The organism is Polyangiaceae bacterium (genome assembly GCA_015075635.1).
In the GTDB taxonomy this organism is placed as follows: domain Bacteria; phylum Myxococcota_A; class Polyangia; order Polyangiales; family Polyangiaceae; genus JADJKB01.
This window is the reverse complement of the sequence record JABTUA010000003.1, coordinates 1,018,403-1,044,351: the sequence shown is the minus strand read 5'-3', so window position 1 is coordinate 1,044,351 and position 25,949 is coordinate 1,018,403. Positions and strand designations below refer to the sequence as shown.

Here is a 25,949-nt window from a genome sequence, read left to right as displayed (position 1 = left end):
CCTGCCCGATGAGGTGGCGTGTGGCCGCTCCTGTCCGCGCTCCTGGATCTGATCGCCCCGCGTGACTGCGCGGCCTGTGGGGAGTCATCGACGCGCGGGCTCTGCCCAGAGTGTCGCGGGCTGCTCGAGCCCCCCGGGGCCCGGGTGCTCTCGGGGGCGCCGGTGCTCGCGGCCGCCACCTACCGTGCACCACTCAGCCGTGCCATTCAGCGCTTCAAGTACGAGGCCCGCCCTGACCTGGCGGAGCCGCTGGCATCCTTGATCGGGCTCGACGCTTTGAAGCACGCCAGCCGGGAGCCGGGCACCCTGTTCGTGCCGGTGCCGCTCCACCGCTCGCGACTGGCGGAGCGGGGCTACGATCAAGCTGCCCTCCTGGCGGGAGCGCTCGCCCGGTCTGCGGGGAGACGTTCGAGCGCACGCGCGCTCTGTCGCGTCCGCCCGACGCTGCAGCAGGCCCGCCTCGATGAGAGCAAGCGGCGTGAGAACGTGGTCGGGGCCTTCGCGCCGAGCTCCGGCGAACGGCTCGGCGGAAGGCCCGTCGTGCTGGTCGACGACGTGATCACCACCGGCGCCACCGCGGTTGCCTGCCTCGAGGCGCTCAGAGCCGCAGGCGCACGCGTGGTCGCCGTCGCGTGCATCGCGCTCGCGTCGCGCTGAGCGCCGGATCGCCTGAATTCCCAGGCCGAGAGCACGGCGGACGCTACGGAATTGCTGCACGGTGCGGAAAATGGGAAACCGCTCTCAGTGAGCGAGGACGAGGCGGAGAGCTGGCACTGGGCCGACGCCGACGGCGTGGTCAGCATCGTGGACGAGTGGGAGCTCTTGTCGTCACTCTCGACCGCCACGCTACCGCACTACACGCTGGTATGGCGCGGCGGCTGGAAGCAGTGGCTTCCCGCCTGCCAGGTCGCCGAGCTCGCGAACATCCTCCCCAAGGACAAGCTCGAGAAGGCGGTGGACCCGGGCTCGGACCCGCTCCTCACCGACCCTCCCCCGCCGCCAGTCGATCGCTATCAAGCGTACCAGACCCGCGAGGCGGCCGCGAAGCTCATGGGCAAGAGCATGAAGCCCGCCGCGCGCGTGCCCGTGGCTCCACCCGGGCTGGTGGGCGCGGGCGCACCTCCACCGCCTCCCCCACCGCCGGCTCCCCGCCCGGCGCAACCGACGCTGGTCGAAGGAGCGCAGCTCTCGTCCACCGCGACGCTGCGACCCCCAGGTGCGGTACCGCCACCACCGCGCGGAGTCCCGGCGGCGCCGCTGCCCGCCGCCGAACCCGCCGCACCGACGCCGATCGTGGCCGCGCCGGTGGCCCCGGTGATCCAGGTGAAGCACAGCGAAGAGCCAGCTCCGATCTCGGCGGAGGTGCCCACCAACCCGCGGGCTCTGGCGCCGTTGCCCTCTTGGAGCGACGACCTCGACGCTGAGATGCGCGCGGGCGCGATGCCGAGCCCAGGGCGCATGTTGCCCACGGCGTACGCGACACCGGGCCCCCCCGTCGTGCAGCCAGCCGCAAAGAAGAGCCCGGTTCTGCTGCTGGCATCCCTCGCGGTGGGCGGGCTCGGGCTCATCGGAGTGGTCGGCGTCGTCGCGCTGCTGCTCCGCTCCTCGAAGGACGAGGCGAACCCCGCTGCGAGCGGCTCGTCGGCTGCCGGAGCGCAGGGCAGCGGTCGCATTTTGCCGTGCAAGCTCGACAAGAGCGCGGCGCGCCTGGCGCCTTCGGTCTTGCCGTCCGTCGTGCCGGTGACGGCGGCAGTCGCCGGCGGGGCAAAATTCGCCGTGGGCTACGCCGCGTCCGAGCGTGAGGCCGAAGGCATGACCGTGGACCCCACCAGCTTGGCGGTCGAGCGACCGTTTCGCCAGAAGACGGAGCGCGGCATAGCGAGCGTCGTTCCGCTCGCTATGCAGGGCGACCTCGCGTTCGTGGTGGACCAGGAGGATCGCGGCTTCCGGTCGCCGCGCACCCTCGACGGCAAGGGCAAGCTCACCCTGGGCTGGAGCGACGCGGGGCTCGCGCGCCGGGCAGCCTCCGGGGAGCCGGCCACGATCTGGGCGAGCCCCAGCGACAAGGTGACCGATCCGCGCCCTGTCGCGCTGCCCGGGGGAGGTTTCGCGGTGACGGCGCGCCGCGGCGGGCTGGGGGGATCGATCGTGGTCGGGCTCATCGACGACGCCGGTGAGAAGAAGAGCGAGCTGACCGAGGTGAGCTCCAAGCCCCAGGTCGGCACCCCGAGCATCGCCGCCAACGAGCGCGGTACCCTGGTCTCCTTCGCGGGTCGCCCGACGGACAATTCCTACTGGACGCTCCAGGTGGGGACCGCCCCTGCCGGGGCCACGCCCAAGAGCGCGCAGAGCTTCGCCACTCCCCCGGGGGGCCTGGGCGCCGACGCCATCTCGCCGGCGGTGGAGGGCCTGAGCAACGGCCGCTGGCTGCTCCAGTGGACCGAAGGGGCCGCCGGGAGGCGCCAGGTCCGCATCCAAACCCTGGGTTTTGACCTGGTTCCGGTGGGAGACCCCATTACCCTGTCACCCGAAGAAGCCAACGCGGGCCAAGGCGTAGTAATGGTCCGGGGAGAAAAGGCCCTCTCACTCTTCTTGGTGCTGAAGGGCAAGACCCACGAGCTTTGGGGAGCCACGCTCACATGTCCCTGAGAAATCGAATCCAGCGCCGGAGCGGCGCCATCACCCTCTGCCTTTCCACCTGCATCTTGCCGATCGCCGCGACGAGCGTCGCTGCCACGACCGGCTGCGGAATCCTGGGGAGCCCCGGTCCCTCCGCGGTCTCGCAAGGGCAGCGGTACCAGAGCGGCGATCCGACCTTCGACGAGTTCTTCACGAACCTCTACGACATGCAGATCGACCTCGCGAAGGCCCCGGCCTCCGAGAAGGAGATCCGCGCGACCCTGGCTTCCAAGGCCAAGCTCGACGAGGGCACCTCCGCCACCATGCTCGGCAAGAAGCTCGGCAAGCGTTTGGAAGAGCTCGCCGCGGCCGGCACCGGGGTCAAGATGGAGCTCGAGGGCCTCGACGACGACGACGACCCGAGCGCGAAGATCAGCGTGAAGGGCAAGGACCTCGAGGGCGACGACAAGGCACTCGTCGATGCGATGGAGGCCGCCGCCAAGAGCGCGGCCAAGCTGCACGTGCGCATGAAGAAGGCGCGTAAGGCGCTCGAGCAGGCGAACGGACAGATCCTGGCCCTGGAGCAGGCCGTGGACACGGCCTTCCGCAAGGGCGGGCCGAAGAAGAAGGCGGAGGTCCGCAAGAACCTCGACGACGCCAAGAAGCTCATCCCGCTGATGCAGGCTCGTGCCGACGAGGTGGCCGACGCCGCCAAGTCGACCGCGAAGAAGATCTCCGACGCCGCGCAGACCGACACCGGGCAGTTCGACGCGCCGCCGCCCCCCGCCGAGCCGCCGCCCCCCGAGCCCGAGCCCGACAAGCCCGAAAAGAAGGGCGGCGAGAAGAAGGGCGGCGAAAAGAAGCCCCCGGCCGAGAAGCCGCCGGCGCCTCCGCCCGACAAGCCCAAGCCTCCGAGCGATTTCGAGCCCTGAATCACCGCGTGTTCGGGGCTCGGGCAGCCGAGCTCCGGACCCGGTTCAGTTCACGCTCTTGATGGCTTCGAGGAACGGCTTCGCCGCGACGAAGTCGGTGCAGCGCACCGCCTCGGCTCCCCTGGAGTCGTAGACGAGCACGGTCGGCAGGCCCACGACTTTGTGCTCCTTCATGGTGGCGGCGACCACCGGATCTTCGTCGTCGGTCGCGTCGACCTTGACGGCGACGAATCGCCCAGCTTCTTGCGCCACGCTCTCCTCGCTGAAGGTGTGCTTGTCCAGCTCCTTGCAGGCACCGCACCAGGCCGCGGTGAAGTCCAGCAGGAGCGGCCGCTTCTCCGTCGCCGCCTTGGCACGCGCATCCGCCACGCTGAGCTCTTCCCAGGCCAACGTGCGAGAGGGCTTGGAGAGCCCGGCGATGAACGCGAAGGCTCCCAACGTGGTCAGCAGAATGCCCAGGCCCTTGCGCGCCTTCGCCGCAGCGCCGGGCTCCTCGAACGAGCGGTGCACCGCCCCGAGCAGAAGGCCCAAGAGCACGGCGCCCGCCGCGACCGCGAGGAAGGTCGAGCTTGGGACCACCAGCCGGGTCATGGCGGGGAACGCCGAGGCCAGGAACCAGAGCGCGACCACGACCAGCACGACGCCCAGGAGCGACTTCACGTGCACCATCCAGCGTCCGCTCTTCGGCAGCTGAACCGCGAAGGCACCGACGAGGAAGAACGGCGCGCCGAGGCCGAGGGCGAAGGCGGCCATGGCCAGCGCACCGAGGCCGGCGCTCTGCGTCTTCGCGATCCAGGTCAGGATGCCGGTGAGCACGGGACCGGTGCACGGGGCGGCGATCACCCCGCAGACCAGCCCGAGCACGAACGCGCCCTTCATGCCGATGCCGCCGACCGTCGCCAGCTTGTTGGTGAGAGAAGAAGGCAGCGTGAACTCGAACGCGCCGAACATGCTGGCCGCCATGGCCAGGAAGAGCACGCTGATGCCGACGATGACCCACTTGCTCTGCAGCACCGCGCCGAACATGCCGCCGGTCAGGCCCGCGACCAGCCCGAGCGGCACGAACATGGCCACGATGCCCAGCACGAAGGCCAGCGAGAGCAGGACACCTTGCGCCCGGCTGCGCGCCTCCCGCGCGCCGAACACGCTGACCGTCACGGCGATCATCGGGTAGACGCAGGGCGTGAGGCTGACCAGTAGCCCTCCGACCAGCGCGGCCAGCGCGGCGTAGCCAGGCCCCTTCGAGAGCGCTCGGGTGAAGGCGTCACCGCCGCCGGCGTCGACCGCCGCTCCCACGACGGTGCAGGCATTCTCCGCCGCTTCGGCGCCGACGGACCAGGCCGTCAGCGCGAGCAGCACGATTGAGAACGGTGTCCAGCGGACGCGCGGCATCGAGCTTCGCCTAGTCTAGTGCCGAGCACGCCCGGTGTGGAGGCCGGGTCACTCGTTCTTCTTCTTCTTCCTGCGGATTCTGCCGAGAAGGCGCCGCGCCCGCGCGATTTCCCCGTTCAGCGCCACCGCGAGCGCGACCCGGCCCCCGGTGGAGCGGCGGACGAAGCCCTGGAGGTACTGGCGAGCCGCTTCGAAGTCCCCTTCGTGGAAGGCCAGCTCCCCGAGCACGAACTGCCCGTAGCCCTGGCCGCAGGGCGCGTCTGCCAGTCGCTCCCGGAGCCCGCGGACCTCCGCTGGGTCGAGGGCCTCGCCGCCGGCCAGCCGCGACAGGGCCAGCTGCGCTTGATAGAGCGGTCGGTCCGTCGTACCCCAGCGACAAGCCCGCGACAGCGCTCCGATCGCGTCGCGGTAGCGCCCCGCCAGGTACAGCACGCTGCCCAGCGTCCAGAGGTGGAACGCGCGGCGAGAGGGCGGGCTCACGCGACTCGCCAGCCTGAGGTGCGCGACGGCGCCGTCCTGATCGCCGAGGCCCAGGCAAGCCCTCGCGGCGTCTTGACGCGCCACGTCCGGCATCACGTCGAGGCTCACGATCTGCTGCGCGACGCCCAGCGCCTCTTCGAAACGCCGCGCTTCCATGTGCGACAGGTAGAGCTGTCTGAGCAGCATCGCCCGAGTGGTGCGGCTGATGCGGCCACCCCGATCCAGCGCGCGGAGGGCGTACTTGGCCCGAAGGCCGGACGTGCGGGCGAGTGTGGCCTTGCGGAGCAACAGCTCCGGCGTCACGGCTTCCGCCGCGGCCTCACGCGTCCTGGACATTGGGTCAAGCCTAGCAAGACCTGTACACTCGTCCAGATTTCTGCGCCCTTTGAAAACGACCTCCCTTCGGGATAAGCCCACCCCCCGATGTCTCGAAGCCTGCTCCGTCGCGTCTCGACCGCCATCGTGGCCGCCGCGTTCGGAGCGATGGGCTGCGGTCATCCCGCCTCGGAGGCGGAGTGCGAGGAGATCGTCGAGCGCGTCGCGCGGCTCGAGCTCGAGAAGAAGAACCCCGGCAACGCGCAGGCGGTGGCCGACGAGATCGAAGCCACCAAGAAGAGCGTGAGAGAGTCGATGCTGAAGGAGTGCGTCGGCCGCCGCATCACCGAGAAAGCGATGACATGCGTCCGCAACGCGAAGACGAGCAAGGAGGTCGTGGAGGATTGCTTCGACTGACCCTCTGCGCGTCGCTGCTCGGCATGCTCGCGGGCTGCGGCAGGCCGCTCGACCCAGACGAGTGCAACCAGCTCCTCGACCACTACACCGAGCTGCTCGTCAGGCAAGAACGCCGCGGCGTCAGCGATGACGAGCTCGAGCGCACCAAGCAGAGCGCGCGCCTGAAGGCCGCGGGCTCGACCGATTTCGCCAAGTGCAGCACCAAGGTGTCTCGTGCCCAGTGGGAGTGCGCGATGAAGGCCCCGAGCGTCGACGAGGTCGAACGATGCCTCTTGTGAAGTGCGCCGACTACTCGGCCTAGGCTAGAGACAATCCCACTTCGGGATGCGCATGCCTTGGGGGTCCACGGTGTACGGAGGCTCGCAAGGGTCGGCCAGAACACCCGTTGGCGGCGTGGCCTTGTGGGCAGCCTCGTGCGCCTTCAGACGTTGCTCGAGGGCATGGACCTTCTGTTCGAGCAGGGCGACGCGCGCCGAGAGCGCGACCGGCTGCTCCACCGGGAACCTCACCACCGGTGGACTGGGCTCGGAGCTGGCGAAGTTGGCGAACGAAAACAGCGTGAGCGCCCCGCAGGCGAGGGCGAGCTTCGGCGCTTGGCTCATGTTCGCCCGATCTTATCGCGCCCGCCCCTGCCGGCGAAGGGAGGTGGTAAGAGGGCTCTTCCATGCTGCACCGCGCCCAGAGCCTGCTCCGCGTCGGGCTCGGCTTGGTGTCGGTCGGCTTGCTCGTCGCGGCGATGACGCCGCTCTTGCTCGTGCTCCTGCCATGGCGCGTGGGCCGCATCTACGTCACCAACGCCTTCGGCACTGCCATCGGCCGCACGGTCCTGTGGTGGACGGGTTGTCGAGTCACCGTGGAGGGGCTCGAGAACGTCAGCGCCGCGCGCCCGGCCATCTACGCCTGCAATCACACCTCGATACTGGACGCCTTCACCACCATCTGGCTGACGCCGCGAGGCACGGTGGGCGTGGCCAAGAAGGAGGTCTTCTTATACCCCTTCTACGGGCAGGCCTGGTGGCTCGCCGGGCACGTGTTCGTGGACCGGCAGCGGACCGAGCGCGCGAAGGCCGCGCTCCGCAAAACGGCCCGTTTCATTCGCGAGCACGGCCTCCACCTGTGCATCTTGCCGGAGGGCACCCGCTCCGACAGCGGGCGCCTGCTCCCGTTCAAGAAGGGCATCGTCCACATGGCGCTCGAGACGCGGCTGCCCGTCGTGCCGATGGTCACCATCGGCCTTCAGAACGTCTGGAAGCGCTCCAGCCTGCTGCTCCAGCCGGCTGAGGTGAAGATCGTGTTCTTGCCTCCGATTTCGACCGCCGACTGGAGCGAAGAGCGCATCGACGATCACATCGAGGCCCTGCGCGCGCCGTTCCTGAAGACGCTGCCGGAGCACCAGCAGCCGGCCTGACCGTCAGGGCTTGACCAGCTTCGTCGTGCCGGCGTGGCAGGCCGAGGCGTTGCAGGTGCCGGCCTGGACCGCCTTGGTCAGCATGGTCTTCTCGCCCGTCGCCGAGCGGATGCGGATCTCCGCCGTCGCCCAGTTCGGGGCCGTGGTGTTCTTGGTGTCCGCGAAGAAGAACCCCTTGCTGTCGGTGCAGGCGTAGATGAAGTTCGTGCCGTCCTTCACGCCGACCTCGACGTTGGGCGCCCCGTCGGTGGCAGCCGCGCTGCTCCAGACCACGCCGCCGAACTGCCAGTTCTTGCCGGAAGCCGTGCCGCCCTGCTTGTGGCAGTTCACGCACTCCATGCCGGAGAAGCCGCTGTGATTGCCCGGGGAGCTCTTCGCCGGCGTGCAGCTCGCGTTGTAAGCCGCGGGCCAGAACGCACCGCTGCCGCCGCCGGTGCCGCTGCCGCCCGTGCCGCTGCCGCCGGTGCCGCTGCCGCCGGTGCCGCTGCCGCCGGTGCCGCTGCCGCCCGTGCCGCTGCCGCCGGTGCCGCTGCCCGCCGCGCCGCCGCTGCCCGCCGCGCCGCCGCTGCCCGCCGCGCCGCCGCTGCCCGCCGCGCCGCCAGTGCCCGCCGCGCCGCCGGAGCCAGCGCTGCCGCCGGTGCCGCTGCCGCCGGTGCCGCTGCCGCCGGTGCCACTGCCGCCCGTGCCGCTACCGCCGCTGCCACCCCCTCCGTCGTCGTCGCCTCCACAGCCCGCGAGCGCCAGAGCAGAAACCACACCCAGCAAAAGCAAACGTCGCATCCTCGCCTCCTGTCGCACTCTGAGTACCGGGATGATCCCAGCACCAGGCAGAGAGAGGTGCGCAATGTCTGCGTCGTCAGCCTTCGATGCCCAGTGCCTTGAGCCGGCGCCAGAGCGTGACGCGGCTCATGCCCAAGACCTTGGCAGCGCGGCTCTTGCTGCCGCCGGCCCGCTCGAGCACGGCCAGAATGCGCTGGCCTTCGGCGTCCAGCTCGCCGCTCCTCCGAGCGATGCTCTCGCTGCCTTCGCCGCGGTCTTCGAGCTTCGGCTCCGAGAGCTCCCAGGGCAGCTCGCTGGGCAGGAGGATGGGGCCTTTGCCGATGGCGTAGGCATAGGCCAAGACGTTCCGCAGCTCGCGCACGTTGCCGGGCCAGTCGTAGCGCGTGAGCACCGCCTCCGCGGCGGGAGCGATGCGCTCGATGCGCCGCCGCGCGCCCTCGTTCGCCTGCGCGATCAGCTGATTCGCGATCAGCACGATGTCCTCGCGTCGTTCGCGCAGCGGCGGCAGGAAGATCGGGATGACGCGCAAGCGGTACATCAGATCCGCTCGAAAGCGTCCGGCCTCGACTTCGGCGCGGAGCGAGCGGTGCGTGGCGGACACGATGCGAACGTCCACCGGAATCGGCTCTCGCGCCCCGACCGGAATCACGCTCCGCGTCTCGATCACGCGCAAGAGCTTTGCCTGGAGGTCCAGGGGCATCTCCGCGATCTCGTCCAGGAAGAGCGTGCCGCCGTGCGCCAGCTGAATGTGGCCCGGCGTGTCCTTCACGGCGCCGGTGAACGCGCCCCGCACATGACCGAAGAGCTCGCTCTCCAGCAGGTTACCGGGTAGCGCTGCGCAGTTGAGCGCTCGGAACGGCCCTGCGCTGCGCCGCGAGAGCGTGTGCAGCGCCCGCGCGACCAGCTCCTTGCCGCTGCCGGTCTCGCCTCGCACCAGCACGGTGACGTCGTCGGCAGCCACCTGCTCGATGACGTGGAACACGTGCTTCATGCTGGCGGTGCGCGCCCACATGCCGTGAAACTCCACGGCGCCTTCGTCGGCGGGGCCGGCGTCCTCGAGCAGGAGCAGCCAGCCCGAGAGCTCGCCGTCGTGCCGCAGCGGGAGTGAGCGCACCTCCAAGAGCCGCTCGCCGTCGGCGGGTCGGGGCTTGGGGATCACGGCGCGCACCGAACGCCCCGCGACCAGGGCCTCGGCGATGGGCCGCTTCGCGCCCTCGGCGCAGAGCAGCTTCGGCGCCGAGACGCCCAGCTTCACTGGGCCCAGTAGGCGCTCGGCGGACTCCGTGGCCAGCACCACCGAGAGCTCGCGATCCAGCACCAGCGCCGCGCCCGCGGCCTCGGTCAGCGCCAGGGCAGGCAACGACCCCGACGGCTCGGCATCGCGTTTCACACCGGCGTTTCTAGCATGTTTCACGTTTCACGCCAGGGGCACCGACAGGATGGGACAGCCGGCGGCGCCGAGCACTCGCTCGGTGTGGCTGCCGAACAGCACGTCCGACATGCTGTCGTGGCCGTGCGTGGCCATCACGATCACACAGGCGCGCTCGCTCTTCGCCGCCTCGACGATGGCGTCCTCGAGCGCACCCTTGGCCAGGCGCACGCGCGTGGTCACCCCCTCCGGTAGCGTCACTGCGGGCATCGGGGTGCCGTCGTCCACGTGGAGCAGCACGATCTCGGCGTCGCCCACCGCCGCCAGCTCGAGCAGCCAGACCGCCGCCCGGAGGCCACGCTCGGCGTCGCCGGCGTTACCCACGGGGACCAGCACGCGGCCTAGCCGAACTGCCCCGGTCGCGGGGTCCACGAAGCCGTCGCCGGCGAGCGGCACGATCAGCGTGGGGACCTTCACGTTGCGCGCCACCGACTCCGCGACGCTCTCGGAGAAGATGCGCGCCACGCCGGTCCTGCCGTGAGTCGCCGTGACCACCAGCTCGGGTTCCACGCGCCGGAGCGCGTCTAGCAGCGTGTCGGTGACGTCATCGCAGCACTGGTGGAGCATCGCCTCGTGGGCGACGGGCTCGCGCTCCGAGCGCCAGCTCTCGAGCAAGCGCGTGGCATCGGGGAAGCCCCGCTCCGGCGCAGGGCCGGTGCAGGCGTGCACACTGCAGAGCTTCGCGCCGCGCCGCGCCGCCAGGGCCACGGCGTGGGCGAAGGCTGCCGAGTCGTCGCCGGAGAGGTCGGTGGTGTGGACGATTACGGGCACGAGTCGCTCACTTCCAGCCGATCGGCTCGCCGAGCTCGTCCGCCTTGCGCAGGAAGTTCAGGGGAGTCGCCAGGTAGCGGATGCCGTTCGGCCGGGGCTCCGGCAGCTTGCCGGCGTTGACGTTCACCTGAACGCTGGGGAAGAGCAGCTTGGGAGCGGCCAGACCCTTGTCGCGCTCGGTACGCATCTTGACGAACTCTTCCCGGCTCGTCGCCGCGTTGAGCTGCACGTTCAGGCGCTTCGAAGCTCCGATGGTGGTCTCCCACTTCACTTTCCGACCGTTCGGCAGGTAGTCGTGCCCGACGAACACCCTCGTCGAGTCCGGCAGGGCATAGAGCTTCTGGATCGAGTCGTACAGCGCCTCCGCCGAGCCCTTCGGGAAGTCGGTACGTCCGGTGCCGTAGTCCTCCATGAACAGCGCGTCACCGGTGAACACTGCGTCCCCGATCTGGTAGCTCACGCAGCCGGGGGTGTGACCCGGCGTGGCGATGACCTCGATGGGGAGGCTACCCGCGTGAAAAACCTCGCCGTCCTTCACCAGCTGGTCGAACTGACTGCCGTCCACGGCGAAGTCGGGCCCCAAGTCGAACACGTTCTTGAAGACCTCCTGCACCTCGCGGATGCGCTCGCCGATCACGACTCGAGCGTCGAAGCGACGGCGCAGCAGCTGAGCGCCCGACAGGTGATCGGCGTGGGCGTGGGTCTCGAGCGCGTAGTGCAGCTTCAGCCCCTTCTCCCGCACGAAGGTCGAGATCTGATCGACCGACTCGGTCCACGTGTAGGAGCCGACCGGCTCGTAGTCGAGCACCGCGTCGATCACCACCGCGTCTCGTGTCTCTTCGTCCCAGACGACGTAGCTGAGCGTGAAGGTGCGCTGGTCGAAAAAGGCCTGGACTTCGCGTTTCATCGTTTCCTCTCGGTCGTTTCAGCATACGAGCCGCCAGGTGCGAAAAGGATTCGCACCTACTCCGCCGCCGCGGCGCCGGACGCCAGCATCGAGGCGGCCTTTGCGCGCGAGAACAGCTGCTTTCCGGCGGCAGCGAGGGCAGTGCCCACGACCGCGAGACCCACCGCCAGGACCACGGACGGCACCAGGCCGAAGGCCCGCGGCAGCTCCTGGCCGAGGATGAAGAACGCCATCGCGACCACGAACCAACCGAACGCGCTGCGCAGCCGCGCTGGCGAGATGCGGTCCGCGAGAGCTCCGCCGGCGAAGCTGCCGACCACCGCGGCGCCGCTCACCCAGGCGGCCAGCGTCCAGTCGATGGGAGTGTGCCCCAAGAACCCGGCGAACCCCGCGAAGGACTTCATGGCGATGACCACCAGCGACGTGCCCACGGCGACTTCCATTGGCAGGCCGCCGAGAATCACCAGCGCGGGCACGACGAGGAACCCGCCACCCGCGCCGACCAGACCGGTAACGGCGCCCACGACCAAGCCTTCGCCCAGCACCTTGGCGACCGGGAGCTCGCGCTGGGCGGGAGCGCTGACGCTGCTTCGACCGCGCAACATGGCGACTGCGGTCACGAGCATCATCACCCCGAACGCCACGAGCAGGAGCACGGCCGGAATCAGGTGTGCAACGCGCCCAGCCAGGAACGCCCCGACCATCCCCGCCGCGCCGAAGATCAGCGCCGTGCGCCAGCGGACGCGTCCCTTTCGAGCGTGAGGGATCAGCGCGGCCAGGCTGGTCGTCCCCACCACCAAGAGCGAGAGCGCCACCGCGCGGTGCGCCTCCATGCCCAGAACGTAGCGAAGGATCGGCACCGTGAGGATCGAGCCTCCCCCACCGAGCAGGCCGAGCGACACCCCCACGAGCAGAGCCAAGATGACGGCGACGATGATCATGAGCGCTCGCCACTGCGAGCCGCGTGCCAGCGGCGTGGACGCGCAGGTTCGGGCGCTTTCCCGGGCTTGTCCGCCAAAACCAGCCGCAGCGCGAAACGCTCGCTCGAAACCGGTGAAACGCGGATGTTTCAGGCATCGCGCACGCCGCGCGTTTCTCGGCGGATCGCGCTCGGCACGCTGCGTGCACTGGGGGAGCGACATGCACGACTTCACACCCTGGAGCGCACTCGCAGGTGGAGCCCTGATCGGGCTCTCGGCCTCGATCCTGCTGCTCGTGCTCGGCAAGGTCGCAGGCATCAGCGGCCTGATCGGCGGACTGCTCTTCCCCACGCGCGGTGACGTGTCGTGGCGCGCGGCATTCATCACCGGACTGGTGATCGCTGGCGCCGCCGCTTGGGCGCTGTCCCCAGCCAGCTTCGGCAGCTCGCCTCGCGGCATCGGGTTCGCGATCGCCGCGGGCCTGTTGGTCGGCGCGGGCACGCGCCTGGGTAACGGCTGCACCAGCGGCCACGGCGTGTGCGGGTTGAGCAGGCTCTCGGTGCGATCGCTGGCTGCGACCGTCACCTTCATCGGCGCCGGTATGGGTACGGTGACCTTGCTCCGCATGCTGGGCGCTGGTTGAGAGGCAAACACATGAAACGCGAATCCAAGCAGCTTCTGGTCTCTCTGTTCGCCGGTCTGGTGTTCGGCGTCGGGCTCGCCGTGAGCGGCATGACGCAGCCGAGCAAAGTCGTCGGCTTTCTGGATCCACTCGGGCGCTGGGACGCGAGCCTGATGGTCGTGATGGCCGGCGCCATCGCCGTGCACTTCGTCGCCTACCGCCTGGTCAAGCGGCGGAGCTCGCCGCTGCTCACGCCGAGCTTCTCCCTGCCCACCCGGCGCGACCTGGACGTGAAGCTCCTGGCCGGCGCGGCGCTCTTCGGCGTCGGCTGGGGCGTCGGCGGGTTCTGCCCAGGCCCCGGCCTGGTCTCGCTGGGAACCGGTGCGCCCACGGTGCTGGCGTTCGTGGCGGCGATGCTCGGCGGGATGTTCGCGACCGCGAAGCTGGACGCCCTCTTCACCCAGCGCGCGAAGGCTCGCCGCGAGCGCGCCGTGGTCCGCGGGAACGCCGAGTCGGCCGTCTGACCAGCGCCGACCGGCGGCCGCCGCTGGCGGTCGCCCACCCCCGCGTGCCACATTCCGGACGTGACCGCCCGCGCCCTGCCGCTGCTCCTGCTCTTCGCCCTGGGCTGCCAGGGCCAGACCGTGGGCGAGGGCCCGGGCTCTGGGGGCGCCGCCGGCTCCGGAAGCGCGACGAGCGGCGGGGCCTCGAGCGGCGGCTCCAGCAGCGGCGGCTCGAGCAGCGGCGGCAGCGCCGGAGGCGTGACCGGGCCGGGCGTGCACGGCTCGCTCCCGAGCGGCTACTGCTGCACGTCGGACTCCGAGTGCCGGTACCGCAACTGCCGCGACTTCGGCGGCGTGAAGATGTGCAGCGACTCCTGCACGACCCAAGACACGAGCTGCAACGCTGCGCCGAACATGAAGTGCGACACCGCCGCCGGCGAGTGCGTGCCCAGCGGATCCCCGACCTGCATCCCGGCCCAGCAGTGGACGTCCGGCTCGACGCCGATCGGCGGCTGCTGCGTCGCCACCGGCGACGGCCAGGCGGGCGAGGAGTGCCAGGGCAACCTGTGCATGGCCTTCGGCGAGCTCTCGAACCCGTTCATCTGCACCCACGCCTGCGACGCCCCCAAAGACTGCCCGCCCAAGTACGAGTGCAACTCGTTCACCAGGTTCTGCTGGCCCATCGCCACCACGTACGACTGCCAGTGAACGAGGGAGTCAGACCTTAACCATCTGCTCGATCGCCGCGACGGCGGCGGCGACGTCGGGACGAGCGTCGAGCAAGGTCGCCATCGGATCGCCGCGCTGGGCCAGGCGCGCGGGCAGCGTCGTGATGTCGAAGCGCCTCGGGTCGAGCGCCAAGTTCACTTCCTCCCAGACGAGCGGGGTGGACACGGTGGCTCCGGAGACCGCGCGCACGGAGTACGGCGCGACGATGGCCCGCGAGCGCCCGGTCTGTCCCGTGTCCACGAACACCCGCGGGCCTCGCCGGTCCACGCGCCGCTCGGTGGTGGCGATCTTCGGGTGCCGAGCCTCCAGTAGGCGGCCGAACAGCTCTGCCAGCACCTTGGTCACCGCGAAGGGGACCCGCGGCCCCACGGGCACCAGCACGTGGAGCCCGGTCTGACCGCTGGTCTTCGGAAACCCCACCAGGCCCGCCTCCGTGAGCAAATCACGCAGCGAGAGCATCAACAGGACGGCATCGCGGAAGCTGCCGTCGCCGATGTCGAAGTCGATGGTGAAGAAGTCCCCATGGTCCAGATCGCCGGCCCGGCTCGCCAGGACGTGCAGGGGAATGCAGCCCAGGTTCACGATGTAGAGGAGCGCGTCGAGGGAATCGATCAGGAACACGCTCTTGTCGCCGCGGGCCTCGCGATCTTCCTCGTCGCGCAGCTCGAGCGTGCGGATCCAGGCCGGCGCGCCCTCCGGCGGGCGCCACTGGTAGAAGCTCTTGCCCCCGATGCCGTCGGGATAACGCACCAAGATGACCGGCCGATCGCGCAGGAAGGGCAATAGAACGGGGGCGACGCTGGCGTAATAGTCGAGCAGGTTGCCCTTGGTGTAGCCCTGCTCCGGCCAGAACACCTTGTCGCGATTGGTGAGCGCCACACGGGTCGACAGCGCGGCAGCCTCGGGCAAGCTGGCCGGGTCCAGGCGCTCGCCGCCCGGCGGAGCCACGGTGCACGCGCTCGGCGGGACATCGTCGCGCACGCCGCGGAACACCGGCTCGCGCAGGTGCCCGTCGTCGCTCCAACCGACGAAGCGCACGTTCACCACCAGCTCCGGTCTCACGTGGTGGACCGCCCCGCGGGTCCGGCCGGGCTCGCCGCGCGCCGGGCTCTCCGGGACTTCGAGCGGCGCGAGCCGCGTTTCGAGCGCTCTCAAGGTGGGGCCGTCCAGGCCGCTCCCCACCTTGCCGCGCAGCACCAGCTCTCCCTGCTCGTAGCTGGCCAGGCAGAGCGCACCGAGCGCCCGACGCGCCCCGCGGCCCTCTTCCCAGCCGACCACCACCAGCTCCTCGTCGCGCTCGCACTTGATCTTCACCCAGTCACCCGTGCGGCGCGGCCCGGGACGATAGGGTGAGTCGCTGCGCTTGCTCACCACTCCTTCCAGGTGCTCCGCCCGGCAGAAGTCGTAGAGCGCGCGGCCGTGGCCCTCCAAGTGATCGAGCGCCCGTACCAATCCGCGCCCTCGAACCAGCGCCGCGAGCAGCTGCTTGCGCACCCGGAGCGGCAGCGAGACCAGCGTTCGCGGGCCCAGCTCGAGCACGTCGAACACCAGGTACGCGACGGGGATCTCGGCGGTGACCCGCAGCACCTCCTCCGGGCGAACGCTCATCAGCCGCGGCGCCAGGCGTTGGAAGCGCGGCTTACCGCCGTCGTCGAAGGCCACTACCTCACCGTCCAGCACGCAGCGCTCGGCGGGCAGCTTGGCCACCGCTTGGGCAATCTCGGGGAAGGTCTGCGTGCAGATGCGGCCGTTGCGGTAGCGCAGCACGACGGTCGAGCCGCTCTTCTGAGCCACCACGCGGGCGCCGTCGAGCTTCAGCTCGTAGAGCCGGCTCGCGTCGTCCAGCGACGCGCCCTCGAGCGCGCACAGCATGGGCCGGAGCGAGCGCGCGTCGACCTGACCGAGCGGTGCGCCCAGGCTCGCGGCCTGCTCCTCGATGCTGCGCCTGAGCTCCGCCAGCGACCCGAGCTCCTCGATGCTGAGCCCCGACAGCACGCTGCGCGGGTCGTGCACTGCCACGCCGTCTCCAGCGCGCGCGTGTGCATCGGCCTTCTTGATCAGGAGCCAATGGTTCTGCTCGTTCGGGCCGCGACGGGCTCCGGTGTGCACCAGCGCAAAGCGCCCGGCGAGCTTGAACCCCGAGAGCACGAAGTCGATCTTGCCCCGGGCGACCCCTTCCTCGGCGCTACCCTCCAGGTAGCGCACGCGGCCGCGATCCCACACGATCATGGGCCCCGCGCCGTAGTTGCCGTCGGGGATCACGGCCTCGAACTCCAGGTACTCGAGCGGGTGATCTTCGGTGTTCACCGCCAGGCGCTTCTCTTCGGGATCGAGGCTCGGCCCCTTGGGCACCGCGAAGCTCTTCAGCGTGCCGCCGATCTCCAGGCGCAGGTCGTAGTGCTCGCGGGTCGCCGAGTGGCGGTGAACCACGAAGCGCCCCACGCTGGTGGCCCGAGCGAGCGCCGGCGCGGGGGCGAACGGCTCGGGCGTCGTGGCCGGATCGCGCTTCTCGCGGTAGCGGCCGAGCGGGCTCTGGTCGCTCGACTCGGGGCGGCGGCGCGACGCCACTAGCTCGGCTCCTCGGCGGGCTCGGCGAACCCTCGAGCGATGTTCTCGCGGAGCTCCTGATCGACGGCTCGCACGGCGCGCGCCTCGTCGGACAGGCCCCGCGCCTCGAGGCGCGGCGGCAGCTCGCGGAGCATCCACAGCGTCATCAGCTTCTCGTGGGGGCAGTCGGCGAAGGCTCGCAGGAACGCCGCGACGGCCGGACGCGCGCACTCGGTGTCCCGGGAGTCCGCGCACGCGAACGCGGCGAGCAACCCGATCGCCGCGCAGCGTCTCGAGCGCAACGGGGTTCCGGAGGGGTGGTGCACCCCGCGGTACACGCGCCCGAGGCCCCCGGAGCCCAGGAAGCCGAATGCCTCGTAGCTGGGCGGCCTGGCCGACACCCGGGCGAGCATAGCCGAGCTCTCGCCCTGCACCCACGTTCAGCCCGCGGCGGGTTCCTTCGCCACAATGTTTCCTGGCGTCAGGATCACGCCGATACCATGGGCGCTCCATGGCTGCGCGCGCCATCTCCTCTGGGACCATCTCCTTCGGCTTGGTCGCCATCCCGGTCAAGCTCTACACCTCCGCTTCGAGCGAGCAGGTCCGCTTCAACATGCTGCACGACAAGTGCGGCAGCCGCCTGAAGCAGCAGTACCTGTGCCCGGTGGACAACGAGGTCGTGGAGCGAGAGGCCACTGTGAAGGGCTACGAATGGTCCCGCGGCCAGTACGTGCGCTTCAGCGACGAAGAACTGAAGGCGCTGGAGAGCGAGCGCAGCAACTCGATCGAGATCACGGAGTTCGTGCCCCTCCACAGCGTGGACTTCGTGCAGGTCGAGAAGAGCTACTACCTCGGCCCGGACAAGGGCGGAGACAAGCCCTATCAGCTGCTCGGCGAGTGCATGAAGAAGAAGGGCGTCGTGGCCGTGGGGCGTTGGGCCGGGCGCGGCAAGGAGCAACTGGTCCTGATCCGCCCGTACGACAAGGACGGCTTGGTGCTGCACCAGCTCTACTATCAGAACGAGGTGCGCAGCTTCGGCGAGATCGACACGGGCGCGCGCTTCACCTTCAGCGACATCGAGCGCGAGTTGGCCGAGAAGCTGATCGAACAGCTGACCAGCGAGAGCTTCGCTGCCGAGAAATACAAGGACAGCTACGAGGAGCGCGTGCGCGCCGCCGTGGAGAAGAAGGTGGCGGGCCAGGAGATCACGGTGGCGCCCGAGGCCCCGCGCGCGCAGATCATCGACCTGTTCGAGGCCTTGAAGAAGAGCCTGGCGGAGGCTCAGGAGCGCGTGGCCAACAGCACCGAGGCGCCGAAGCCTCCGGTCAAGAGTCGCGCCGAAGAGGCCCCTCCCGTCGAGAAGAAGGTCGCCGCGCGGCGACGCAGCGCGAAGAAGTGAGCGGGCCGGAAGAAGACGAAGACCCGCCCGCCGTCCTCGAGATCGAGGACAGCATCGATCTGCACGGCTTCGCGCCCCGGGACATCCCCAGCGTGGTCGAGTCGTACCTGGAGGCGGCGCACGAGAAGGGCTTCCGCGAGGTCCGCCTGATCCACGGCCGTGGCACGGGATTCCAGCGCTCCCGCGTGCGCCAGGTGCTCTCCACCCACCCTTTGGTCGCCGAGTTCCGCGACGCGCCGGCCACCCGAGGTGGCTGGGGGGCGACGGTGGTGTGGCTCACCGACCCGTGTTAGTCGCGAGGCGGCGTGGCCCAGATTCCGCCCGAGCTCGCCCGGTTGCTGGAGGATCCGCCGGATTCGGACCTCCTGGCCATCTTGCCGGAGGGCTCGGGCGCGCTCTCCCTGAGCGACGCGCTCGCGTCGCTCGAACGAGCGGAGCTCGGCGTCACGCACGCAGCGCCGGTGGCACCCGAGCACGAAGGAGCGCTCTGGGAGCTGGAGATCGAGCTCGCGGTCCGGGGAAGGTCCGAGCCCGCGCTCGCGCGCGCCTGGCTGGAGCCGGCGCCGCACGGCATGCTGACGGATGGCGTCCCGTGGCGGGGCGTGACGGCACGCGACCTGAACGACGGGCGTCACGCGACCTGGGCGGTGTGCGTGAGCATGGGCTTCGCTGCGAACCCGCTCGCCGACTACCACGCCCAGGCGCGCTTGCTCTTCGCGCTGGCGCCGGAGGCCATCCTGGTGCTCGACGTCAACGCCTACCGGCCGCACCCGGGCGCGTGGCTTCGCGAGCTCGCCGAGACCCAAATCCCGCCCTCGCCCGTCGCGCTGTTCTCCATTCACGACGTCGCCGAGCCGGGCGCCGCGCTCCACTGGCTCCACACCCACGGTCTGGATCGCTGCGGGCTGGTCGAGCTCGACGCCCTCGACGTGCCGGGCGAACGAGCCGGTCTCGTCGGCGAGCTGATGAACTCGGTCGCCGCCATGTTCCTGGAGCGGGGTCTGCCGGAGCCGGGAGAGGCGTTCGCCGTCGGGCAAGACATCGACCTCACCTGGCTGCCCTGGTCGGAGGGGCTCGGCAAGGTGCGCGACGACACGCCCGGTGGCGAGAAGGACCGCGACGAGGCCCACCGCGGCGCGCGCGCCATCCTGTTCGCGCCGAAGAGGGCGCTGTTCGGGACCAAGTACCAGAGCCTCGCGGTGTACGTGCCCGTGCTCGAGCAGAACCCGTTGCTCTACGTGTCGTCCGCGGAGACGGAGCGCATGGCGCTGCTCGCGAGCGAGCGGCTCCCGCGCTTCCTTCGGCTGTTCGATGGCTTCGGCGGGCAGGACAAGTGGCTGTTCCTGGTCAAGCTCGGCTACCCCGTGGACGGCGCCGAGGACGACTCCGATCGCGAGCACCTGTGGTTCCAGGTCCACGCGCGGGGCCCGGGAGAGGTCGAGGCCACGCTGCTCAACGCGCCGTACCGCGTCGCTCGCCTGCACGAAGGCGACCGCGGGCGACACGCGCTCGAGCACCTCACGGACTGGGCCATCCTGTGCGAGGCCGGACGCTTCGACGCCGGCAGCGTCGCCGAGCTCGAGCGCCTGCTCAGCGAGCAGAGCCAGCTGCACTAGGCTCGGCTCGAGCAGTCTTGCCTAGGGCTTCACTGGGGAGGCGTTCGGCGCGACCGAGCCGGTGAGCGCGAGCTCGAGGTACTTGCCGAAGTTCGGATCGTAGCCGTTCGCGTGGGAGGACGAGGGCACTGCGGCATACGTGGCCTCGACGCTGCCCTGCTCGTTGAGCATGCCCATGTGCAGCGACAGCGTGGTCGGGGAGCCGATGTCCACCAGCGGCACGCGCATCTCGACGAACGTGCCCGCTTGGTAGACGTCGCCGGTGAAGTCCCACGATGCCTCGCCCCACGCGGAGCCGCTCCAGAGCTGCGCGTTGGTGTAGCTGTTGTTGGTGCGCCAGCGAGCGTGCCACCGAGCACTGAATGGCAGCGTGGGCTGCTGCGTGTTGTAGGTCACACCAGTGGTCGTGCCGGGAGTGCCCGAGAAGTAGAGCAAGAGCCACTTGGTGGCGCTGTTCGCGCCGACGTCCGCCCCGGACATGCCGACGTAGAGGTAGGCGTTGTCCCATGCCAGGTAGCCGCTGTAGCCCGCGGACGAGGTCGTGAAGGTCTCGTTGGCCGCGAAGTCGTTCACGCCGTCGATGGTGATGGTGTGGAAGTACCGGACCGTGAACGCATCGGCCGCCGTGTACACGGCGGCGAGGGCGTTGCCCGACGCGTCTTTCGCGGCGGTGGTCACCCGGACCTTGTAGGCGCCCAGGCTCGCGAGCCCGCCGGAGGGAGTCACGGTGAACACGGTGTTCCCGGCACTCGCCACCGGCTGCGCGCTCATCGCCACGCAGGTCGTGAAGTTGTCCGACGAGACCTGGATCGTCCCGGTGCAGCTCGTGCCCGAAGTGCTGGTCGTGATCGAGGCGACCTGCATGGCCTCGCCGAAGGTGACCGCCACGTTCGAGCCCTTCGCGACGCCGGTGGTCGTGGGCGCAGGCGTGGTGGCGGTGACGGTCGGAGGCGTGGTGTCACCGGAACCGCCGCTGCCGCCGCTTGCACCACCGCTGCCGCCCGTGCTGCCGCCGCTGCCGCCCGTGCTGCCACCGCCGCCGCCCGTGCTGCCACCGCTGCCACCCGCGCCGCCCGACGCTCCGCCGCTCCCACCCGTCGCTCCCCCGCTGCCGCCCCCCGTGCCGCCGCTGCCACCCCCGCTGGCCCCGGCCATGCCACCGCTGGAGCCAGCGGCACCGGCCGCGCCGCCTGTCGCTCCGCCGCTGCCGCCCGTCGCGCCCCCGCTGCCGCCCCCCGTGCCGCCGGCGCCTCCGCCCCCAGTGCCTCCGGTGACCACGCCGCCGAAGCCGGCGCTGCCCCCGCTGCCCAGGTCGCCCGAATCGTCGGCCGCGCAGGCCAGCGCGAGAGCCGCAAAAGTCAGCGATAGGCCCGAGATTCCCCGCAAAGTCATGGGCGGAGCCTACGCCGTTTCGGCCCGGCCGCCAGCCCGATGTTGGCTCAGTTTTTGGCCACTTCGGCGCTGACGACCTATCCCCCGGTTCATGCGAGACGCGACGCTGGTAGTGATCGAGTTCGGTGCGAGCTGGCCCAGGTGGCTCCAGCCGAGCCGCGGGGGTGACCTCGCGGTGGTCGCGCAACACTACGAAGGGGAGCCGACCTCGCTGGTGACGCAGGTGGCCAACCGCATCGCCCGGCTGGAAGCCACCGGCTGGCGGCTCGACAAGACCGTGATCGTCGCCAACGACCGGACGGACGCGGCGGCGTTTGCCGCGCGCAGCGTGCTGGCTCGAGGTCTGCTCGCGCGGCTCGGCAAGAGCAGCGGCGGTGAGATCATCCTCAGCGTGTCGGACGCGGTCAGCGCGCGCGTGTGCGAGAACCTGCTCGGGCTGGCCGCAGCGCTCGACACGGACGCGACGCGCTCGGGAGTGAAGGTGGCGTTGCGCATCGGACGACGCGAGCCGATGCTCGGGCTTTCCTGGCCGGAATCGAGCCAACCCGCCGCCGAGTGAGCGCGGCGCGAATCCCGCTTCGCGGGGTGCGGCCCGGCTGTCACGTCGACAGAACCCGCTCGCGCGCTACCTTTGGCGCATGAACGCCGAAGTGAAACGTGGTCGCGGACTCGGAGCGGTGCTCTTGTCTGCGGTGCTCGCTCTTGGGGTGGGCCTCGGGATCGCGAGCCAGAAGCTCGACGTCTCTCCGCCGCTCCTGCTGCCGCGTGCGACGCGGTCCGTCACCATCGTGCGCCCGAGCCCCAACGTGGTGACCTCCATCCGCGAGCTGTCACGGCTCGAGAGCGCCGAGTACCACCTCGAGCGCGTCATGGACGTGAAGGACCAGCAGACCCGTGCGTACGGGCTGTTCGAGGCCGAGGACTCGCTGCTCTTGGTGGTGGCCGGTGACGTGGTCGCCGGCGTGGACCTGGAGAACCTCGACGAAGACGACGTGCACGTCGATCGCCAGACCGGCAGCGTACGCGTCACGCTGCCGGCGCCGAAGATCTTCAGCGCACGGCTCGACAGCGAGCGTACCTACGTACACAGCCGCAAGACCGACCTCTTGGCCAAGCACAACCCGCGCCTCGAGAGCGACGCGCGCGCGCGCGCCGAGAAGGAGCTGGCGTCGGCCGCCCGCGAGGCGGGCATCTTGAACAAGGCCGGGGCGAGCGCGCGCCGCAGCGTCGAGGACCTGCTGCGAGCGCTCGGCTTCCGCAGCGTCGAGGTCAGCGTGCGGGCTGTGTGACCCCGCTGCCCAGGTCAGCGCGGGTCAATCTCCGTGCTCGGCCACCCGCGCGTTCGGCGGCGGCAGCATCGAGTGCCAGGGCCGCGCTGCGTCCTCCAGGAAGTCGAGCAAGTCTTCCAGAGGCTTCAGGTGCGCCGACTCGGCAACGACGAACCTGTCGGCTTCCATCAACACGCTGGCAGCGGCGGCCAGCTCCGGCTGACCCTCCGCGGTGAGCACGCGCTGCACCGCACGGATTTGCGACACCGGGACGTGAATCCCCGCGGCGATCACGTCGGAGGGGATCGGGCCGACCCGCGCGACGATGTGCACGTTTGCGTCCCCCCAGCCCGCCCGCCAGACGCCCGTGCCGCTCGCGTCGTGATGCAGGAAGGTCGCCCCCACGTCCGCGGTGCCCGCGAGCACGGCGCGCACCACGGCCTCGTGGGAGCCGAAGAAGTGCTCCTCGGAGAAGGCCTGCTCGAGGTCCACGCCCTGCGCGCGTAGCGCGGCGCGGATCAAAAGGTAGCCGGAGGCGCTCTGCCGATCGACCCAGGCGGCGCGCACGCCGTTCAGGTCCGGCGGACGCTGAACCGCGGAGCCGACGGTGGTGAACAGGGCGGAGTGGAAGCTCGAGACCCCGCGCCGCACCGGCAACACGATGGGCAGCGAGCGCCCGCCGGCCGCCGCGCGCATCGCCACGATCGGCGGGAGCCAGGCCAGATCCAGCGCTCCCGCCGACATGGCTTCGAGCAGGCTGGGGTAATCGTCGAAGTCCCGACCTTCGGCGGGCAGGCCGCTGCACCGCGTCAGCGCGGCGCAGAATGCGTGGAGGCGCGCGCGCATCACCGGCTGGGCGGCTTCCCCGCCCCCGAGCGAGGTGCGGGTGGGCGCGGCCACCATGCCGATCCGAAGCGGCGTCTGCTGGGACGGCGGTGCGTCGGGCGAATCGGTCACCCCCCGACGCTGGCGCGTGGGCGAGCGCCAGTCAAGACCGCGGCGCGGCCCGGCGGCTCGACGCAGGCGTTGCGCAGGGTCCGACGTCCCGAGCCGTGTGAGGTCGAGCGCGGCGGAAGCGCCGCCCGTCAGGCCCGGCGCTTCGCTTCGCCGAGCGCCCGCTCGAAGCTCGCGCGCGACGCGTGGCTCTGGATCCGGGCGCCCACGGCCAGCGCCACCACGGCGACGCCCATCGCGACCATCCGGTTCGACGCGAGCACGTGCACCTCGGCGACTCGGTCCTCCACGCCGCGATACCAGTCGGCCATCGCCACGCGTACGGCGCTGTCGTACCCGGTCATGGCTTCCCAGTCGTGAAACACTGCCGGGCGGCCGCCCCCTTCGAGCTCCGCGTCCACCGCCGACTTGATCGGGGCGAAGTGCTCGAGCGTCGCATGGCCGCGCATGCGCGTGAGCACGACGCCGGGGGTGACGCGCTGAACTTGGATTTCACCAGGCTGTTTCGCCAACTCAGGCCTCCCCACCGGGCGTCGGGTGAGGCGCATCGGGCCCGCTCGCGTCGCTCTCCGCGTCGCTCGAGACCAGCACGGTGCTCGCGATGACGGTGCTCGACGGCGCTCCCTCGCGAGCGGACATCAACATCGACTCGGCGATGCGCGCCAGCTCGTCGAAGTTGCGCAGCGTCCACTCGGGGTGCTCGTCGCTCTCCATGTGGGGGACGTGCCCGGAGCCCGTGATGCGGTGCACGCTGCGGCGGGGGAAGCCCAGCGCGTCCAGGGTCTCGAGGACTTCGGCCTCCGGCGCCACCGGGTCGTCCTTCGCGACGACGATGGCGCAGCGGTCCAGACGATCCGCCGGCTCGGGGCGGGCGTCCGCCAGCGAGCGACAGAAGCGCGCCAGCACCGGCGCGGGCACCTGCAGGAACTGCTCCAGCATGCGCTCGCGCTCGACGCGCGTGTACGTGCGCGTCGCCGGGCCGAGCAGGAACGCAGCGCGACCGAGCCAGCGCCGGAGGAAGTCCACGCGTCCCAGCACCAGGAGCAACACCGCGACGGCCCGGAGCCCCCAGCGCAGGCGCAGCGAGGCAGGGGGGAAGACCGGCGTGACGGCGACGCGCGAGGTGCGCTCGCCGAAGCGCTCGTCCGACACGCCGAGCAACGCCGTCGCAGACGCGGAGTGCGCGACCAACACGGTGGGCAGCTCGCGTACGCCCAAGATCTCGAGCCAGCTCTCCAGCGTGCTGACCAGCGCCTGCGTGGTGAAACACTCCGGCGGAGCCTTCGGGTCCCAGGTCGACTCGCCGGAGCCCAGCACGTCGGGGGCGAGCACGATCACCTGAGGCCGACTGCGACAGATGTTCGCCGCGACCGCCGACCAGACCTTGCGGGTACACAGAGTGCCGTGCACCAACACCACGATGTCGCTGGCGCGGGCGAGCACGGCGGAGTCGGCGACGCTGCCGAGCCGGCTCTCGTGCGCGTACATGGAAAACCCGAGCTTCTCCAGTCCCGCGTTCGCCAGCAGGCGGCGCGCTGCACCCGTCTGCACGAGCCCGGTGCGCTCGATCTGCCCCATCTCGTAGTCCGCCCGCGCGACGTCGTGCGACACGCGCTCGACCCGGCTCGGCGCGCTGCACCATGCGAAGGGCGCCCTCACCCTCAGCTCCGGTGCCAGACGCAGCGGCGGCGCGCCCGCGTCGAACGAGATGCGCCTCAGGGCGAGGGAGAGCTCCTCCATGCTGCGAAAGCGCTGGTCGGCCTCGGGCGCGCAGGCGGTCTCCAAGATCGCGCGGAGCTCGGCAGGCGTCTCCGCCGGCAACTGACTCAGAGCCTGCTCGAGGTGCGGCGAAACGGGGCCCCCCGCCAGCATCTCGAGCAACGTGCGTCCGAGCGCGAACTGATCCGCGGCAGGCCCCACCCCCGCGCCCCGGAGCTGCTCCGGCGGCATGTACCCGGGGGTACCGGCCCGGAGGGAACGCGCGTCGGCGTCTTCCTCGGTCAACGTCGCCAGGCCGAAGTCGCCCAGGAACGCGTTGCCCTTGCCGTCGATGAAGATGTTGCCGGGCTTCACGTCGCGGTGCACCACGCCGAGCGCGTGGGCGTGGGACAGGGCCGACGCGATCTGCAGCGCGTAGGAGATCGCCAACGTCGGCTCGATGCCGTTCATCACACGTTGGGCCAAGTTCGGACCGTCCACGTACGCCATCGCGATGTGGTCCGGCCCGACCTCGTACAGGCTGATCACGTTCGGGTGCGACAGGCGACCGATGATGCGACGCTCGCGATCGAAGAAGCGCCGCGCCCGACCGCGCAACGCCGGGTGCTCCTTGAGCAGCTTCACCGCGGCCAGGCTCTCCGTGTAGCGGTGCCAGCCGAGCCAGACCTCTCCCATGGCCCCGCTGCCCAAGCGGCGCTTCAGCACGTACGAACCGACCACGCGCTCGCGGGCGTCGGGGAGGCCTTCCTGGGTCTGCATCGCGCGCTGCCGCAAGATCGTCGATTCCAGGAGAATCCGCAACGCGGGGCGGGAGCTGGCGGCGCTGATTC

The 25,949-nt window shown here is 70.6% G+C and carries 26 protein-coding genes and 1 pseudogene; 14 read left to right on the top strand and 13 right to left on the bottom strand.

From position 1 onward, the window contains the following. The first annotated feature begins 18 nt into the window (after positions 1 to 18). From HS104_35290 to HS104_35280, 3 genes are all read left to right on the top strand, one after another. Entirely contained in the window at positions 19 to 657 is a 639-nt protein-coding gene (locus HS104_35290) for a ComF family protein (GenBank protein MBE7485220.1), read from the top strand. Positions 658 to 744: 87 nt separating this feature from the next. Then, positions 745 to 2,649, top strand: coding sequence for a DUF4339 domain-containing protein (locus HS104_35285; protein ID MBE7485219.1), 1,905 nt, complete (start codon positions 745 to 747; stop codon positions 2,647 to 2,649). Beyond that, positions 2,640 to 3,551, top strand: a complete 912-nt coding sequence (locus tag HS104_35280) for a hypothetical protein (GenBank protein ID MBE7485218.1) — start codon at positions 2,640 to 2,642, stop codon at positions 3,549 to 3,551. Before HS104_35285 ends, HS104_35280 begins: the two co-directional genes overlap by 10 nt. A gap of 45 nt (positions 3,552 to 3,596) precedes the next feature. Here HS104_35280 and HS104_35275 read toward each other — a convergent pair whose 3' ends face one another. Together HS104_35275 and HS104_35270 are read right to left on the bottom strand one after the other, a co-directional pair. Next, positions 3,597 to 4,943, bottom strand: coding sequence for a thioredoxin family protein (locus tag HS104_35275; GenBank protein ID MBE7485217.1), 1,347 nt, complete (start codon positions 4,941 to 4,943; stop codon positions 3,597 to 3,599). 48 nt (positions 4,944 to 4,991) lie between these two features. Then, positions 4,992 to 5,648, bottom strand: coding sequence for a tetratricopeptide repeat protein (locus HS104_35270; GenBank protein ID MBE7485216.1), 657 nt, complete (start codon positions 5,646 to 5,648; stop codon positions 4,992 to 4,994). Positions 5,649 to 5,846: 198 nt separating this feature from the next. On the opposite strand from HS104_35270, the gene HS104_35265 reads away from it, so the two are divergent. Next, positions 5,847 to 6,155 carry a hypothetical protein gene (locus HS104_35265; protein MBE7485215.1) on the top strand — a complete coding sequence of 103 codons (309 nt, stop codon included), beginning with the start codon at positions 5,847 to 5,849 and terminating at the stop codon, positions 6,153 to 6,155. Beyond that, positions 6,143 to 6,433: a hypothetical protein gene (locus HS104_35260; protein MBE7485214.1), complete on the top strand. Its 291-nt coding sequence runs from the start codon at positions 6,143 to 6,145 to the stop codon at positions 6,431 to 6,433. The genes HS104_35265 and HS104_35260 overlap by 13 nt, the downstream gene beginning before the upstream one ends. Before the next feature lie 24 nt (positions 6,434 to 6,457). On the opposite strand, the gene HS104_35255 is transcribed toward HS104_35260, so the two are convergent. Continuing rightward, entirely contained in the window at positions 6,458 to 6,757 is a 300-nt protein-coding gene (locus HS104_35255; GenBank protein ID MBE7485213.1) for a hypothetical protein, read from the bottom strand. Between the two features lie 62 nt (positions 6,758 to 6,819). Between HS104_35255 and HS104_35250 the strand changes: the two genes are divergently transcribed. Further along, complete coding sequence (locus tag HS104_35250; GenBank protein ID MBE7485212.1) at positions 6,820 to 7,563, top strand: 1-acyl-sn-glycerol-3-phosphate acyltransferase; 744 nt, start codon at positions 6,820 to 6,822, stop codon at positions 7,561 to 7,563. Between the two features lie 549 nt (positions 7,564 to 8,112). On the opposite strand, the pseudogene HS104_35245 reads toward HS104_35250, so the two are convergent. From HS104_35245 to HS104_35225, 5 genes and pseudogenes are all read right to left on the bottom strand, one after another. Further along, positions 8,113 to 8,298 (bottom strand): annotated as a pseudogene (locus HS104_35245) (hypothetical protein). A gap of 121 nt (positions 8,299 to 8,419) precedes the next feature. Continuing rightward, complete coding sequence (locus HS104_35240; protein MBE7485211.1) at positions 8,420 to 9,733, bottom strand: sigma-54-dependent Fis family transcriptional regulator; 1,314 nt, start codon at positions 9,731 to 9,733, stop codon at positions 8,420 to 8,422. A 27-nt stretch (positions 9,734 to 9,760) separates the two neighbouring features. Further along, entirely contained in the window at positions 9,761 to 10,543 is a 783-nt protein-coding gene (locus tag HS104_35235) for a universal stress protein (GenBank protein MBE7485210.1), read from the bottom strand. A 7-nt stretch (positions 10,544 to 10,550) separates the two neighbouring features. After that, positions 10,551 to 11,450, bottom strand: coding sequence for an MBL fold metallo-hydrolase (locus tag HS104_35230; protein ID MBE7485209.1), 900 nt, complete (start codon positions 11,448 to 11,450; stop codon positions 10,551 to 10,553). 56 nt (positions 11,451 to 11,506) lie between these two features. Then, on the bottom strand, positions 11,507 to 12,391 hold the full coding sequence (locus tag HS104_35225) for a sulfite exporter TauE/SafE family protein (GenBank protein MBE7485208.1): 885 nt from the start codon (positions 12,389 to 12,391) through the stop codon (positions 11,507 to 11,509). Positions 12,392 to 12,590: 199 nt separating this feature from the next. Here HS104_35225 and HS104_35220 point away from each other — a divergent pair, with 199 nt between their 5' ends. Genes HS104_35220 through HS104_35210 form a run of 3 tightly spaced genes read left to right on the top strand, consistent with a single transcriptional unit; the run spans position 12,591 to position 14,203 of the window. Next, complete coding sequence (locus HS104_35220; GenBank protein ID MBE7485207.1) at positions 12,591 to 13,013, top strand: YeeE/YedE family protein; 423 nt, start codon at positions 12,591 to 12,593, stop codon at positions 13,011 to 13,013. 11 nt (positions 13,014 to 13,024) lie between these two features. Beyond that, entirely contained in the window at positions 13,025 to 13,516 is a 492-nt protein-coding gene (locus HS104_35215) for a YeeE/YedE family protein (protein ID MBE7485206.1), read from the top strand. A gap of 60 nt (positions 13,517 to 13,576) precedes the next feature. Further along, complete coding sequence (locus HS104_35210; protein ID MBE7485205.1) at positions 13,577 to 14,203, top strand: hypothetical protein; 627 nt, start codon at positions 13,577 to 13,579, stop codon at positions 14,201 to 14,203. A gap of 9 nt (positions 14,204 to 14,212) precedes the next feature. On the opposite strand, the gene ligD is transcribed toward HS104_35210, so the two are convergent. Beyond that, a complete protein-coding gene (gene ligD / locus HS104_35205; GenBank protein ID MBE7485204.1) occupies positions 14,213 to 17,335 on the bottom strand; it encodes a DNA ligase D in 3,123 nt (1,040 codons plus the stop codon). Between ligD and HS104_35200 the strand changes: the two genes are divergently transcribed. From HS104_35200 to HS104_35190, 3 genes are read left to right on the top strand one after another with little or no spacing between them, the layout of a single operon-like run. Next, positions 17,283 to 18,170 (top strand): Ku protein, encoded by an 888-nt coding sequence (locus HS104_35200; protein ID MBE7485203.1) that lies wholly within the window; start codon positions 17,283 to 17,285, stop codon positions 18,168 to 18,170. The genes ligD and HS104_35200 overlap by 53 nt on opposite strands. Then, positions 18,167 to 18,463, top strand: coding sequence for a Smr/MutS family protein (locus HS104_35195; GenBank protein ID MBE7485202.1), 297 nt, complete (start codon positions 18,167 to 18,169; stop codon positions 18,461 to 18,463). The genes HS104_35200 and HS104_35195 overlap by 4 nt, the downstream gene beginning before the upstream one ends. Positions 18,464 to 18,475: 12 nt before the next feature. Then, positions 18,476 to 19,786 (top strand): DUF4026 domain-containing protein, encoded by a 1,311-nt coding sequence (locus HS104_35190; protein MBE7485201.1) that lies wholly within the window; start codon positions 18,476 to 18,478, stop codon positions 19,784 to 19,786. A gap of 21 nt (positions 19,787 to 19,807) precedes the next feature. Here the strand turns inward: HS104_35190 and HS104_35185 are convergent, their stop codons facing one another. Then, the gene (locus HS104_35185; protein MBE7485200.1) at positions 19,808 to 21,178 is read right to left on the bottom strand and encodes an Ig-like domain-containing protein; all 1,371 of its coding nucleotides are present in this window, start codon (positions 21,176 to 21,178) and stop codon (positions 19,808 to 19,810) included. 91 nt (positions 21,179 to 21,269) lie between these two features. Between HS104_35185 and HS104_35180 the strand changes: the two genes are divergently transcribed. Then, positions 21,270 to 21,737: a hypothetical protein gene (locus HS104_35180; protein ID MBE7485199.1), complete on the top strand. Its 468-nt coding sequence runs from the start codon at positions 21,270 to 21,272 to the stop codon at positions 21,735 to 21,737. Between the two features lie 79 nt (positions 21,738 to 21,816). Further along, positions 21,817 to 22,467 (top strand): DUF4230 domain-containing protein, encoded by a 651-nt coding sequence (locus HS104_35175; GenBank protein ID MBE7485198.1) that lies wholly within the window; start codon positions 21,817 to 21,819, stop codon positions 22,465 to 22,467. A 24-nt stretch (positions 22,468 to 22,491) separates the two neighbouring features. On the opposite strand, the gene HS104_35170 is transcribed toward HS104_35175, so the two are convergent. The 3 genes from HS104_35170 to HS104_35160 all read right to left on the bottom strand — a co-directional run bounded on the left by HS104_35170 (position 22,492) and on the right by HS104_35160 (position 25,893). Beyond that, positions 22,492 to 23,346, bottom strand: coding sequence for a phosphate/phosphite/phosphonate ABC transporter substrate-binding protein (locus HS104_35170; protein ID MBE7485197.1), 855 nt, complete (start codon positions 23,344 to 23,346; stop codon positions 22,492 to 22,494). A gap of 185 nt (positions 23,347 to 23,531) precedes the next feature. Then, on the bottom strand, positions 23,532 to 23,912 hold the full coding sequence (locus HS104_35165) for a hypothetical protein (protein ID MBE7485196.1): 381 nt from the start codon (positions 23,910 to 23,912) through the stop codon (positions 23,532 to 23,534). Between the two features lies 1 nt (position 23,913). Continuing rightward, positions 23,914 to 25,893 carry a protein kinase gene (locus HS104_35160; GenBank protein MBE7485195.1) on the bottom strand — a complete coding sequence of 660 codons (1,980 nt, stop codon included), beginning with the start codon at positions 25,891 to 25,893 and terminating at the stop codon, positions 23,914 to 23,916. Positions 25,894 to 25,949 lie beyond the last annotated feature (56 nt).

Bases quoted from the DNA above. Each gene is read 5' to 3' on its own strand.
- HS104_35280 (MBE7485218.1), top strand. From the start codon at position 2,640: ATGTCCCTGAGAAATCGAATCCAGCGCCGGAGCGGCGCCATCACCCTC.
- HS104_35275 (MBE7485217.1), bottom strand. From the start codon at position 4,943: ATGCCGCGCGTCCGCTGGACACCGTTCTCAATCGTGCTGCTCGCGCTG.
- HS104_35265 (MBE7485215.1), top strand. From the start codon at position 5,847: ATGTCTCGAAGCCTGCTCCGTCGCGTCTCGACCGCCATCGTGGCCGCC.
- HS104_35255 (MBE7485213.1), bottom strand. From the start codon at position 6,757: ATGAGCCAAGCGCCGAAGCTCGCCCTCGCCTGCGGGGCGCTCACGCTG.
- HS104_35250 (MBE7485212.1), top strand. From the start codon at position 6,820: ATGCTGCACCGCGCCCAGAGCCTGCTCCGCGTCGGGCTCGGCTTGGTG.
- HS104_35230 (MBE7485209.1), bottom strand. From the start codon at position 11,450: ATGAAACGCGAAGTCCAGGCCTTTTTCGACCAGCGCACCTTCACGCTC.
- HS104_35225 (MBE7485208.1), bottom strand. From the start codon at position 12,391: ATGATCATCGTCGCCGTCATCTTGGCTCTGCTCGTGGGGGTGTCGCTC.
- HS104_35220 (MBE7485207.1), top strand. From the start codon at position 12,591: ATGCACGACTTCACACCCTGGAGCGCACTCGCAGGTGGAGCCCTGATC.
- HS104_35215 (MBE7485206.1), top strand. From the start codon at position 13,025: ATGAAACGCGAATCCAAGCAGCTTCTGGTCTCTCTGTTCGCCGGTCTG.
- HS104_35200 (MBE7485203.1), top strand. From the start codon at position 17,283: ATGGCTGCGCGCGCCATCTCCTCTGGGACCATCTCCTTCGGCTTGGTC.
- ligD (MBE7485204.1), bottom strand. From the start codon at position 17,335: ATGGCGACCAAGCCGAAGGAGATGGTCCCAGAGGAGATGGCGCGCGCA.
- HS104_35185 (MBE7485200.1), bottom strand. From the start codon at position 21,178: ATGACTTTGCGGGGAATCTCGGGCCTATCGCTGACTTTTGCGGCTCTC.
- HS104_35180 (MBE7485199.1), top strand. From the start codon at position 21,270: ATGCGAGACGCGACGCTGGTAGTGATCGAGTTCGGTGCGAGCTGGCCC.
- HS104_35175 (MBE7485198.1), top strand. From the start codon at position 21,817: ATGAACGCCGAAGTGAAACGTGGTCGCGGACTCGGAGCGGTGCTCTTG.